At 42.9% G+C, this 12,582-nt stretch carries 9 protein-coding genes; 3 read left to right on the top strand and 6 right to left on the bottom strand.

Going from position 1 to position 12,582, the window contains the following annotated elements:
* Positions 1-78: 78 nt before the first annotated feature.
* From OSCI_RS26365 to OSCI_RS26355, 3 genes are read right to left on the bottom strand one after another with little or no spacing between them, the layout of a single operon-like run.
* Positions 79-1,449: a GGDEF domain-containing response regulator gene (locus tag OSCI_RS26365; RefSeq protein WP_007358274.1), complete on the bottom strand. Its 1,371-nt coding sequence runs from the start codon at positions 1,447-1,449 to the stop codon at positions 79-81.
* Positions 1,439-4,102: a hybrid sensor histidine kinase/response regulator gene (locus tag OSCI_RS26360; protein ID WP_007358273.1), complete on the bottom strand. Its 2,664-nt coding sequence runs from the start codon at positions 4,100-4,102 to the stop codon at positions 1,439-1,441. Before OSCI_RS26360 ends, OSCI_RS26365 begins: the two co-directional genes overlap by 11 nt.
* A gap of 9 nt (positions 4,103-4,111) precedes the next feature.
* Positions 4,112-5,092: an ABC transporter substrate-binding protein gene (locus OSCI_RS26355; RefSeq protein ID WP_026103843.1), complete on the bottom strand. Its 981-nt coding sequence runs from the start codon at positions 5,090-5,092 to the stop codon at positions 4,112-4,114.
* A gap of 165 nt (positions 5,093-5,257) precedes the next feature.
* Here OSCI_RS26355 and OSCI_RS26350 point away from each other — a divergent pair, with 165 nt between their 5' ends.
* Positions 5,258-5,806: a DUF2854 domain-containing protein gene (locus OSCI_RS26350; RefSeq protein ID WP_007358271.1), complete on the top strand. Its 549-nt coding sequence runs from the start codon at positions 5,258-5,260 to the stop codon at positions 5,804-5,806.
* A gap of 109 nt (positions 5,807-5,915) precedes the next feature.
* On the opposite strand, the gene OSCI_RS26345 is transcribed toward OSCI_RS26350, so the two are convergent.
* Positions 5,916-6,173, bottom strand: coding sequence for a chlororespiratory reduction protein 7 (locus tag OSCI_RS26345; RefSeq protein ID WP_007358270.1), 258 nt, complete (start codon positions 6,171-6,173; stop codon positions 5,916-5,918).
* A 326-nt stretch (positions 6,174-6,499) separates the two neighbouring features.
* On the opposite strand from OSCI_RS26345, the gene sir reads away from it, so the two are divergent.
* Together sir and OSCI_RS26335 are read left to right on the top strand one after the other, a co-directional pair.
* Positions 6,500-8,479 carry a sulfite reductase, ferredoxin dependent gene (sir, locus tag OSCI_RS26340; protein ID WP_019487764.1) on the top strand — a complete coding sequence of 660 codons (1,980 nt, stop codon included), beginning with the start codon at positions 6,500-6,502 and terminating at the stop codon, positions 8,477-8,479.
* An 81-nt stretch (positions 8,480-8,560) separates the two neighbouring features.
* On the top strand, positions 8,561-9,415 hold the full coding sequence (locus OSCI_RS26335; RefSeq protein ID WP_007358268.1) for a 16S rRNA (uracil(1498)-N(3))-methyltransferase: 855 nt from the start codon (positions 8,561-8,563) through the stop codon (positions 9,413-9,415).
* 63 nt (positions 9,416-9,478) lie between these two features.
* Here OSCI_RS26335 and OSCI_RS26330 read toward each other — a convergent pair whose 3' ends face one another.
* Both OSCI_RS26330 and OSCI_RS26325 read right to left on the bottom strand, forming a co-directional pair.
* Entirely contained in the window at positions 9,479-10,936 is a 1,458-nt protein-coding gene (locus OSCI_RS26330; RefSeq protein ID WP_007358267.1) for a carotenoid oxygenase family protein, read from the bottom strand.
* Positions 10,937-11,012: 76 nt separating this feature from the next.
* Complete coding sequence (locus tag OSCI_RS26325; RefSeq protein WP_007358266.1) at positions 11,013-12,470, bottom strand: folate/biopterin family MFS transporter; 1,458 nt, start codon at positions 12,468-12,470, stop codon at positions 11,013-11,015.
* Positions 12,471-12,582 lie beyond the last annotated feature (112 nt).

Below are 12,582 nucleotides of genomic sequence, written 5' to 3'. Positions count from 1 at the left end.
TAGGTTATTTTTAGCAAAGAACAATCCAAGTCATATCTGATACTAAATCCGTTTTTAAGGCCCCCTATTTACATTGTATCAAGTATTTGTAAAATAGCGATCGCGCCCGTATTCTTTCGCTTGATATAAGGCTTTGTCTGCATGAGCAACCAGCGTATCGGGCCGAACTTCTAACGTTGGGATCGAGGAAGTGATACCCAGACTAACTGTGACAATATTGTTTACATTAGATTGTTTATGGGGAATCGCTAAATTGTGAATTATTTGCTGAATGTTTGCTGCTACATTAATCCCTCCCGCTAAATCTGTATTGGGGAGAAGTATCACAAATTCTTCGCCGCCGTAACGCGCCACTAAATCGGCGGGACGATGAACTTCCTGCTGTACTGCTTGCGCTATCTTAATGAGACAATCATCACCTGCTAAATGACCATAATAGTCATTGTAGGATTTGAACTTATCAACATCGAACAAAATTAGTGAAAGTGGCTGTTGTTCTCGCGCCAAGCGCGACCATTCCCTGTGCAGACGCTCGTTAAAACAACGACGGTTAGCAACTTGAGTCAAGCCATCCAAATTCGCCAGTAATTCTAGTTTATGATTGGCATCTTGGAGAGCCATTTCGACTTGTTTTCGAGCCGTGATATCCCGAATGGTAATGGCAAAACCATCTCCTAACTTCACTGCCACAAAGTGATACCAAGAAGACTCTCCTGACGGAGAGTAAAAATCCCGTTTTAAAGGTTCTCCCGTCTCAACAATTTCAACAAAACGAGTAAATAGTTCTGGCTCAAAACGGCTGAGAAATTTCTTCAGTGCTAACTTGCCGATCATATCTTCACGCTTACTGCCAAAGGCTCTAGCAATTACAGGGTTGACTACTAAACAACGAAAATCTTCAATATCTCCTGTTCTAGGGTCACGAACGGCTTGCATTGCCGCAATGCCATCAAGGGAACTATTCAAAATACTAGATAGTAATGCTCTGGACTGATAAAGTACCTCCTCTGCTTCCTTGCGTTTAGCAATTTCTTGTTCCAAAAGTCGTTGCTGGCGTTGGATGGTTAACTGATTTTCCAGACGGGCTACAACTTCTTCAATCTGAAAAGGTTTGGTAAGGTAATCAACTCCACCTAAATTAAAGGAAGTCACCTTGTCAAAAACATCATCTAAAGCACTAATAAATATTATTGGAATTGTGCGTAAGCTTTCATCTTTTTTAAGAGCTTTGCAGACTTGATAGCCATCCATTTCTGGCATCTTGATATCTAAAAGAATCACATCTGGTCGCTTCACTTGGACTGTTTTTAGTGCCATTCTGCCACTGGTGACGCTGCGAACAGTGTAGCCGAGTTTGAGGAGTAAATCGCTTAAAAGTTGCAGATTGTCGGGAATGTCATCTACTAGGAGAATGTTACCTTTACTTTCTGTTTCAGAGTTAGCATTCATTAGTTATTAGGGGTTCTACTAAGTCAACCAACTGTTCAAATTCAAATCTACGCACCAGTTTTGTCAGTGATTGTATCAAACGAGTTTCTGTCTGTGGAATTTCTCCTACCAGTTGTAAGACGAGGTTTGTATTAGCCTCAAGTGCTGCTTCGTATAGTTGACTAATCCATTCTCTCGGCATACAGGTTAGCTGTAGCGACGTTAAGATGGTTCCCGATCGCTCATCTATTGTCGGCAAATTTGTTTCTGCATAGATATATTTTACACCAAGATGTTTAGCTAGTGTGTCAAAAATGGTGTATTCAGCAAAAGGTTTACGAACGAAGTCATCACACCCAGCCGAAAGCACGATCGCTTTTTCTTCCTCTAAAACACTTGCCGTTAAAGCAATCACCGCTGTAGCATTGCCTTTGGTGGTGGATTTAATATATTTTGTAGCTTCGTAGCCATCCATCACAGGCATTCTCATATCCATCCAAATTAGGTGGGGTTCCCACTCATCCCAAATCGCGATCGCTTCTTTTCCATTACTAGCTTCTTCGATCTCAAATCTCAAAGGACTGAGCAATTTAATTAGTAATTTGCGATTAATATGTTTATCATCTACTATGAGAATTTTATATGTAGGTTGATTGGGAACAAGCCCCAGCACTCTTGGATGTTCTTCTGAAATCTTGGGATTTGTTTCTTGACCCAATTTTGCCTGAATATTGAATTGGAAAGTTGTGCCTTTTCCTAATTTACTTTCTACGGAAATATCTCCGCCCATCAGTTGCACAAATTTCCGACTGATAGCTAAACCTAAACCTGTTCCTTCTTGCATCTCTTTTCCGGCTTGCGCTTGGGAAAAGGTATCAAAAAGCTTTGGCAATTCTGCGGCGGCAATCCCTACCCCAGTATCCTGTACCCGAAAATGAAGATTAAAAATATCTGTTGTTTCGCGATCTCCCTGAAAAACAGAGAGAGTAATTTGACCCTCGGAGGTAAATTTGATAGCATTGCTAAGTAAATTAATTAAAACCTGACGCAATTTAACTTGATCGGTGCAGATATAACGGGGGACATTTTCATGCCGTTTGAAGACCAACTTTAAGCCAGCATTAGTTGCACTTAGATGCAGCATATCTTCTAAATCATCTAGCAAGAGATGTAAGTCAAAGTCTTTAGGATTGAGGATAGTTTTACCTGCTTCAATTTTCGATAGATCCAGAACATTATTAATCAGTGTCAATAGATAATCGCCACTGCGATAGATGATGCCCGCATTTTCGTGTTGTTCCGGCGGCAAGTTTGTGGCGCGTACCATCAATTGAGAAAAACCGAGAATAGCATTGAGAGGCGATCGCAATTCATGGCTCATGTTGGCAATAAATAAGCTTTTAGCTTGATTTGCATCCTCTACTTTTTCTTTAGCAATCACTAACTCTGCTGTTCTTTCCTGTACCCGTTGTTCCAAAGTTTCAAAAGATGTTTGTAACTGAAGTGCCATGTTATTAAACGATTTTGCCAGTTGACCTATTTCGTCTTTTGAGTTAATTTTGATGCGGATATCTAAGTTACCTGCGGTAAATTGTAAAACTATATTGGTAAGGTAAATTATTGGCTTTGTTAGCAGTTGCCCAATCGCAAAAGCGATGATGGTCACTACTCCAGCGATAAATGTAAATAGAAACATTGCGTCACGAATTTGCTTTTCTACAGGTGCTAGGGCAACAGCAATCGGCTGGGCGAACAACACAGACCAAGGTTTATATTGCAAACGAGCGATCGCAATCAGATTAACCCGATCGCCTGTTGCTGCCAAAGATGTAATTAAATACGACTGTTTATGATCCAATGCTTGCTTAAGCTTTGACTCATTAGTTGCTAATTCTTTGACGGGAGAATTAGATAAACGCCCTTCCCGTTGCAGTTGAGTTACAATATCGGCAGGCAAAGGTACAATTGATTTAAAAATCATTTTTGGTCTAGTGCTATGTGCCAGATAAATATTATTTTCATCTAAAAGAATAGCAAAAGATTTTGCCCCAGCCCGTTCAGTTTGTCGAGTTACTAACTGCTGGACAACAGTAGCATTGTATGAAACACGCAATACACCCAATATATCTCCCTTGGCATTGCGAACTGGACTGCTAAAAAAGAGGGTGACAAGGTCAGGAATTGTCGGCGATCGCTTCATGCTAGAAACAAAAGATAACCCCGTTTGCACTGGTTTTTTAAAGTAATCTTGACCAGATTCATCTTTGCCAATATCTGATGTATGGGTATCCAATACATTTTTCCCGTTTAAATCGAGCAAAGAGTATGAGAGAATATTGATCATATCTTTGCGACTGAGACGGATTAATGTTTCTGTCGCCAATTGCATTTCGGGGCTGTTATTTCGCTGTTTTGGATTTAGGCTGAGGTAACGTGCCAAACCTGGTAAAATCGCCTCTACGCGCACGGCATCGAGATTTGCATCAATAAAGGCATCTATTCTGTTAGCAGTTTCGTTAGCCGCCGCAGATAGGGCTTGTTTTGCGTTGTCAGTTAGGGCTTTTTCAGTTGTCTGTTTGTCAAGAAATGCCAATAATAGCAAAGGAATCAAAGCAACAATCAGAAAGCAGGCGATCAACTTTGTACGGATGCTGCCCAAAAGGGAATGCTGCATGGCTTTAAACTAGGAGGGAGGGTTTAAGAAAGAAGAATTAAATAAACTTTTTAGCTCAGGAATGCGCGTCACGTTTCCAGCGCGAATAAAAAAGTCTGCATAGATTTTGGCAGTTTTGTAAATGGAGTTAGGGTTGCTAGATAGAAAGAATTTTTGATTTTCACCTAAATTAGTTAGGTTTACTCCCTCCAGAGAGATTGTATTAAGAGGAATTTCTAATGCCTTGCTAATGATAGCATTTCCTTCCTGAACATTTGCTTTCCAGTAGGCAGAGCCTTCTAGCCATCCTCGTACAAATGCCCCAACATCTTCGGGGCGATCGCGGATTGTCTCACCACGAAAGACAATCATATCTAAAATCAAACCGGGAGTTTGTTTGCTGGTAAATAGGATATTTCCCCCTGATTTAATCGCTTCAGAAAGATGAGGTTCCCAAGTGTGTCCGGCTTGAATAGTATTATTTTCCAGATGTTGAGGAATGTCTGAAGCCTCTAATTTAACCAAGTTCACATCATCGCTGGTTAAGTTAGCAGTTCTCAACATTTCTGTCACGAAAATTTCGCTAAAACCGCCTAGATTTGCACCCAATTTTTTACCTTTTAAGTCAGCGACGGTTTTAATTTGCGATTGGACGACTACCACATCTGCGCCTGTTGATTCATTTATAACCACCACAGCTTGTATATCTGGATTTGTGGCACTCAAGTTGATAAAACTTCCCAAGGTCAATACCATGCCATCATATTTACCCGCACTGAAATTTGCTATTTCCAATTGGATGTATCGTTTATAAATTAATTCTACATCTACCCCTTGGGCTTTGAAGAATCCTTTTTCTTGAGCAATGATGCCTGAATGCTCCCCAACAAAAGATGTAAATTCCACTTTCAAAGGAGGGCGTTTTACTTCAGTCGGTGCCCAAGCGTGACAAGCAAATAGCAAACAGGCGGTAATCAGGGACATACTAATGTATCTAAGTAGTTTAAGCATAGTATTCTCGATATTTTTTAATCATTTTTCTGCTAAACTCTTATCGTTCTGGACTTAATAATCAATAACAATTCTCAATTCTCAATTAGCAATTAGCAATTATCCTGTTCTCATGCAACTGAAAACTGCTATATTCGGTGCATCCCCCAAACTAACCTACTGAATATGTTACGTCAAATTTCTTTAGCGATCGTCGGCTTAGTTGTCGGCAGTATTTTAACACTTGGTGGATTCTGGGCCTACTTTGCCGGTAATCCTACCCTCAATCTGGCAGGATTTTTTTACGGAGTTCCACTGCTACTCGGAGGTCTAGCCTTGAAAGCCTCTGAACTCACCCCAGTACCTTTCACCACACCCACAACTCCCGAAGTATTGGCCCTGCGAGAACAGCAGGCTACGCCTACTCAAAATCAACTTCGTAAGGATGTAACTCGTTACCGGTATGGTCAAGAAGCTCACTTAGATGATGCTCTTAAACGTTTGGGTTTAGCTCCCACAGATGAGGAAAGACCTTTGCTCAAAGGGTTGCAAGAAATTACCATTGATGGTGCTTATACTTTAGTTCTGAAATTTTATTCACCGTTGTTTCCCCTAGAAACTTGGCAAGAAAAAGAGGAGAAAATTGCTACTTTTTTCGGCCCTGGTTTAAAAGCTCAAGTTACTCAACCTGCTGAAAATCAAATTGATTTGGCTTTAATTGCAGCCAAAGCTTAGGGAAGGAAAAGGTGATCGGGAAGATGGGGAAGATGGGGAAGGTAGGAATGTCTTTCCCCAATTAGCAATTAGCAATTAGCAATTAGCAATTAGCAATTAGCAATAAATCTTACTTTTCCAATCGCACAGCATACCATTGTAAAAAGTTTCCAGGCCCGACATCTAATTCACAGTAAGTGTCGATCAAATGTTGGGCTTGAGCTTCCACAGAGGTAAATTTTTGCACTTCCCTCGGCAAATCATCCTGCCGCTGAGCTAAAATCAGCTTCAGCTTTTCTAGCAGTTCTGCGGTAGTCAAGAATTGCTCTGGCTGATTTTGCTCCAAGACTACAAAATAGTTTTCTTCATACATTAATGAATTTGGCATTTTTGTTCCTCTATCAATTATTCGTAGCTCAGCTAAGACCGTATCGGCGCTCAGAATATATCCCGCAAAGTAGCGTTACCAGCAATTTTAACTCACGTAACGCCGACCTCTAGGGAGTGAAAACACCTCCTGCAAAGTGGTCTTACCGAGCAATCTTAAATTATTGATTACGATCGCAACTTCGCCATGCCCTCATGTTAAAATAAAATGATTGAACACAATTCCCACCGGATTACCGCTATTAATTTTCCTACTCAAGCATTTTTGAGTGATTTTGTCAAGGAATATACAAGTAAATTTTGCTGATTACAACTGGCACTGCATCCATGACTCAAACTCCGATCGCTCCCACCCAACGCAAGCTCTCTAAAGCAGAAGGCTGGAAAGAACGCAGCAACTACCTGCGGGAACCCGTTGCAACTGAGCTGTTGCAAGACACAACGCATTTCACCGAAGACGGCATTCAGATCCTCAAATTTCACGGTTCCTACCAACAGGACAACCGCGACAATCGGGTTAAGGGCCAGGAGAAAGACTTTCAAATGATGCTCCGCACCCGCAATCCTGGGGGATTCGTGCCGCCGGAGCTCTACCTGACCTTAGACCGACTCTCTGAGGAATATGGCAACGGTACGCTGCGGGCCACGACTCGTCAAGGTTTCCAGCTACACGGCGTTTTGAAGAAAAATCTCAAAGTCGTGTTTTCGTCAATTATAAAAAGTATGGGGTCAACTCTAGGAGCTTGCGGCGACTTAAACCGCAACGTGATGGCACCGACAGCACCCTATAAAAATCGCCCAGACTATGGGTTTGCTAGACAGTACGCCGAGAATATTGCTAATTTGCTCACACCTCAGACGGGTGCTTATTACGAGATTTGGCTAGATGGCGAAAAGGCAGTAACGGCCGAAGAAGACCCAGCGGTGACGGCGGCGAGACAAGAGAATAAAAACGGGACTATCTTCGCGGACAAGGAAGAGCCAATTTACGGGGCGCACTATATGCCCCGGAAGTTTAAGTGCTCGGTGACAGTACCGGGAGACAATTCCATTGACTTGTATTCCCAGGATCTGAGTTTGGTGGTCATTGTTAACTCCGCTGGGGAGTTAGAAGGGTTTGACGTATTTGCTGGTGGGGGTTTGGGCCGCACTCACAATAAAGAAGAGACTTTTGCACGGGTAGCCGATGAGATTTGCTATGTGGCAAAAGATGATGTTTACGATTTGGTTAAGGCTGTTGTGGCAACGCAAAGAGATTATGGCGATCGCACCGACCGCCGCCACGCCCGGTTAAAATATCTGATCAATGACTGGGGCGTAGAGAAATTCAAGGCAAAAGTAGAAGAGTATTTTGGCAAACCCCTAGCAGCTTTTAAGCCACTACCGGAGTGGAAATACTATGATTTCTTGGGTTGGCACGAACAGGGTGACGGCAAACTTTTTGTCGGCATTTCCATAGAAAATGGCCGAGTTAAGAATGAAGGCGGATTTCAGCTAAAAACGGCGCTGCGGGAAATTGTGCAGAAATACAACCTGCCGATGTTAGTTACACCGCACCAAAATGTACTGATTTACGAGATTTCAGCCGATAGCAAACAAGAAATTCAAGGAATTCTCGATCGCTGCGGAATTAAATCGGAAACTGCGATCGACCCCTTAGTGCGCTATTCAATGGCTTGTCCGGCAATGCCGACCTGTGGGCTGGCGATTACTGAATCAGAACGGGTAATACCGGGAATTTTAGACCGGATTCGGGCAGTTTTAGAGAAATTGGGAATGCCGCAAGAGCATTTTGTCGTGCGGATGACTGGTTGCCCCAATGGATGTGCGAGACCTTATATGGCAGAATTGGGATTTGTTGGGAGTGCCCCTGAAGCCTATCAAGTTTGGCTGGGTGGTTCTCCTGACCAAACGCGCCTAGCAAAACCTTTTGAGGAGAAAGTTCCTTTTAATGGCCTGGAAACTTTTCTAGAGCCGATTTTTGTTTGTTTTAAACAAGGACGGAATTTAGGAGAGAGTTTCGGAGATTTTTGCGATCGCGTTGGGATGGAATATATCCGTCATTTTGTAACCAACTACCCATCTGCTGCCTCGATGACCACTGAGATCAATGAATTAGAAGTTACTGCTAGTAACGACAATGGGGATGAGACAAGCCCCGCAGGTGCTGCCAAAGTCCGTCGTCGAATTAGCGTTCGCGATGAAATCTACAGTGAGCTGAAAGATGAAGCAGCCCGTCAGGGTAAGCCGATAACACAGCTAGCTACAGAGGCAATCTCGGCTTACTTGAAACAAATCAAGGAATAAGGCTGAGCCGATGGTAGGTTTTAGATTGTAGATTTGAGATTGAATAAAATCTCGGATTGAATATCTAAAATCTAACGTCACATGGCCCAATTACAACGATTAGCGATCGCTCCTTCTCAACTCCAAGATCGACAAATAATCCTGACTGCACAGCAGCAGCATTATTTGTATCGAGTTTTGCGGTTGAGAGAGGGCGATCGCTTTTTGGCGATGGACGGGCGGGGGCATTGCTGGCTGGCTGAGTTGGCCGCAATAGATGCAGTTGCCGTTATACAAGAGGAAGTTTTTATTAAAAGTGAGCTGAATGTAGATGTTACCCTGATGGCGGCTTTGCCCAAGGGAAATGGCTTTGATGATGTTGTGAGGCAGGCGGTAGAGTTGGGGGTATATTGTATAATACCTGTAGTTAGCGATCGCACCTTACTCAAGCCGAGTTCTCAGAAGATTGAGCGGTGGCAGCGGATTGCGGCTGAGGCGGCCGAGCAGTCAGAACGGCAAATTGTACCTGTAATGTTAGAGCCCGTTTCCTTTGCTGTTGGGGTAGAAAATTGCGATCGAAAGTATAAATATATTTGTGTTGCTCGCGGCGATTCACGGCATTTATTAGATTGCTTATTAGATAATAAAATAGAAAAGGAAGAATCACCAATCACCAATCACCAATCACCAATTATCAATTCCCAATTACCAATTACCAATTACCAATTACCAATCACCAATCACCAATCACAAATTACTAATTACCCATCGATTGTAATCGCTACAGGGCCAGAGGGGGGATGGACGGAGAAGGAGGTAACAACTGCGATCCAGTTTAGTTTTCAACCTGTGTCTTTGGGGAGTAGAATTCTGAGAGCGGTGACAGCACCGATTGTTGCATTATCAATAATTGCCGGGGTATTAGATATTCGATCGGGAATTACGCACGTTAAGTAACGCCGCCATCCTGGCGGTAAGAATACCGCCAGGATGGCGGCGTTACGGATAGTTTTGCGTAAGTTATATTGATGTAAAACTACCATGCAAACCATAGGGAACATGATGCTTCAAATGCAACCTCGCCACAGGCCCCTTAGTAATATCAAGAGCATCCAAAATTACCACATCAGACCGATGATTAGCCGCATCATACATTAATATTAGCAACCATCCATCATCCTCACTCTCAAAAGAATTGCGAGGCACAAAAACAGGTTCTCCCACAAAACCTCTCGGTGCAGCACTCCAAATTTGACGCTCATTCTTAGTCAAATCAATCTTTAAAATTACCTGCAAAGGAGCATTCCCAGATTCAGCCTCAGCACCTCCTATATAAAGATATCGATAAGACTGACCAACACGATCGGGATGCAAAACTGGAAACTCGCAACATCGGCGCTCAATTACTTCATGTTGAACTGTTTCCTCTTGTAAATTCAGCCGAAAACGCCACAACTCTCCCGCCGGAATGCTATCAAAATTGACTTCCCGAAAATCTTTTCCCGGTTCCACATCTGGGAAAGATTCATAGCAAACAGAATCAACAAAGATTTCCCCTGCTTCTTCCCAAGCATTAGCGTGGTGAAAGGCAAAACAAGTCTCAGCTTCTAAGAATTTTATTTCCCCTTGATTTGGGTTGCGGGGAATTAAAATTACTTGTGTTCGGCGCTTCGGATCGAATTTAATGCACTCCGCCGCACCTTTTAATCCCAAAGCGAAAGGCAAAGGATTAAACGCTACAGGATTTTGGAAGAAGATGCAATAATTAGGCGTAATTGCCATATCATGCAAAAACGCAAAACCTGGGATTACATGACTGTGGCGATGTAAGAGTTTCCCATCAGCATCTAGTTCATAAATAGTAATGGTACTAGATAGTCCAGGCTTGACAGAAAAGTTGACCAATCTCTTACCTTTTCCGCCTCTGCTTTCAATTCTAGGATGAGCTGAAAACGGTTCATCAGGCTTTAATATCCCGTCCAGGTACTCTAATCCTAAAGTTTCTAAAGTATAGGGATCGAGTCGGTAGGGTGCTGCTGCTTCCCATAGTGCCAAAAGTTTGCCGCCCCAGTAAATAATGTTAGTGTTAGCAATATTTTTGATTTTTAAGTCAAAAATATTCGTCGCCAATCCCCCCGGTTTCTGAGTTCCAAAAACGCCACGATAGAGGATTTTACCTGCTTCTTGTTCGGCGAGATAACCTTCCGTGCGGACAAACTTATTACAAAAGTGAGCGCGACCATTGGCAAAGGCGATCGCGCAAACCATGCCATCGCCATCAAAAGGATGGTGAATTTTTTGCCCGTTAATATCCAGTAAACCGGGGCCGTTGCGGAAAAAAGTTCCTTGCAAATCTGAGGGAATTTCACCCTCTACATCGTCGATCCAGTAGTTATATTCCTGGGTTTGGGATTCATAGCCGCGCTGCCAGTCTTTGCGATCGTAGGATACGGGTTGATGAATTTCTAGTTTCTGCATAATGTAGAGATTTTGATTTTTTTACGGCAGATTGTAGCTAGATTTTACCACAGATAAACACAGAGCGATTGACTAATTATTTAGGATCTTCAGCCGTAAATTTGTCTTGAATTGTTGGTACTAAATCTGGCAGAAATTCCGGCATAAAATGCTGTCCTACAATTTTAGAACTAGCCATTTCTGGTTGTAAAAGAGGAATAGAAGAATGGTATCCTTCTTCGGGTTCTGTATCGAGATTGGTGGAGGGTAGCCAGCCTAAAAATGGTAAAGGCAGAAGGGTTGAGAGGTTGGCGATCGTGGCTAAGAGCCAGAGTTTATCAAAGTTAGTTTCGGTAATTCCGAGCCAGTGCATTAGCAATGCACCAGACTCGTAGGAAAGGAGAAATCCGACGTTACTTATTGATATTAGTAGAGCAAATAAGCTAGCTTCTACTCCCTTTGGGCACAGTCGAGCGCAGAGCACTAGGATCGGCATGAATGCAATTTTTCCGATGACTGTTAAAATTAGTCCGTCTCCCAAGCTGAACCAGCGATCGTCTATGCCTAAACTGCGGTTAGTGTGAGTAATTAGCAGCAAAGTTGTCATGCCCAGGGTAGTTGAGAGGACGATCGACCAGCCAAACATGACGCGAAATGGGATAGATCTGAAGAAGCGTTGAAACAGCCAGACACCTGCGAGGGAGGCAAAGCTTGTAACTAGGTGCAGGCGACCTAGAAATTCGGGTTGAAAGCCTAATTCATTGGTGGTGAAGAAGAAGAGGGCTGAATCTGCACTTGGGGTGGCTTGCCAGAGGAAGATGAAGGCGGTAGGCAACCAGATAGATTTTTGGGTGATAGTTTGGCGCAGTTGGGTGAATTGCTGTTTAACTATGTTGAAGTTGAAGCGATCGCTTACTCGTTCTTCGATAATTAACCATGCTGCGGCTGAGACGATTAGGGGAAAGGAAGCAGTGATTAAAAATATTGTTTGGCTGCTAAACCGTTCGAGGAGGAAACCACTAAGGTAGGCTGTAATTAGCCCACCAATGGCTGTGGCTGCCGAACTTAGGGATTGTAAGGAACCCGCCTCTTTAGCCGATTCTTTCCTTGCTCTTTCTACAACTAGGGAGTCTGCGATTACGTCGCTGACTGCTACAGATAAAGAACTAAAAGCGATCGTTGCTGTAGCTGCCCAAGGACTGTGAACAATTGTTGCTAAGGCGATCCAAGCCGATGTGCCTAACAGCCCTGATAAAATGATATAAGGGCGGCGGCGGTAGCCGAAAATCGGCAGCCCGTCGGACATGAAGCCGAATAAGGGCTTGATCACCCAAGGTAAGGCGGTTACACCCAGCATTGCCGATACTTCAACGGGACTCATGCCGAGTTGATCTTTGAGAAAGAAACTAACCGCTAGGCGTGCTAGTCCTAAGATGCCTTGGACGAAGTAGATGAGTAATAGGGCAATAAGTTCAGGTGTTGGCTCATTCCCAAAGAATATTTTTTCTTTCAAAAAATCTTTGAGTTTGATTCTGCCAGAAGAGGAACTCAACATTTAGTAAAGGATTATTAAGATTTATTAATAAGTTATAGCATATTTCTAGAAATTAAAAATTAAAAATTAAAAATTAAAAATTAAAACCTGTAACGCGGCTATCTTGGCGGTT

Source organism: Kamptonema sp. PCC 6506 (genome assembly GCF_000180455.1).
In the GTDB taxonomy this organism is placed as follows: Bacteria; Cyanobacteriota; Cyanobacteriia; order Cyanobacteriales; family Microcoleaceae; genus Kamptonema; species Kamptonema formosum.
The sequence above is the reverse complement of the archived record's forward strand: the minus strand, read 5'-3'. Positions and strand labels throughout refer to the sequence as shown.

Coding starts and splice junctions, on each gene's coding strand:
- OSCI_RS26365 (WP_007358274.1), bottom strand. CDS start 1,449: ATGAATGCTAACTCTGAAACAGAAAGTAAAGGTAACATTCTCCTAGTA.
- OSCI_RS26360 (WP_007358273.1), bottom strand. CDS start 4,102: ATGCAGCATTCCCTTTTGGGCAGCATCCGTACAAAGTTGATCGCCTGC.
- OSCI_RS26355 (WP_026103843.1), bottom strand. CDS start 5,092: ATGCTTAAACTACTTAGATACATTAGTATGTCCCTGATTACCGCCTGT.
- OSCI_RS26350 (WP_007358271.1), top strand. CDS start 5,258: ATGTTACGTCAAATTTCTTTAGCGATCGTCGGCTTAGTTGTCGGCAGT.
- OSCI_RS26345 (WP_007358270.1), bottom strand. CDS start 6,173: ATGCCAAATTCATTAATGTATGAAGAAAACTATTTTGTAGTCTTGGAG.
- sir (WP_019487764.1), top strand. CDS start 6,500: ATGACTCAAACTCCGATCGCTCCCACCCAACGCAAGCTCTCTAAAGCA.
- OSCI_RS26335 (WP_007358268.1), top strand. CDS start 8,561: ATGGCCCAATTACAACGATTAGCGATCGCTCCTTCTCAACTCCAAGAT.
- OSCI_RS26330 (WP_007358267.1), bottom strand. CDS start 10,936: ATGCAGAAACTAGAAATTCATCAACCCGTATCCTACGATCGCAAAGAC.
- OSCI_RS26325 (WP_007358266.1), bottom strand. CDS start 12,470: ATGTTGAGTTCCTCTTCTGGCAGAATCAAACTCAAAGATTTTTTGAAA.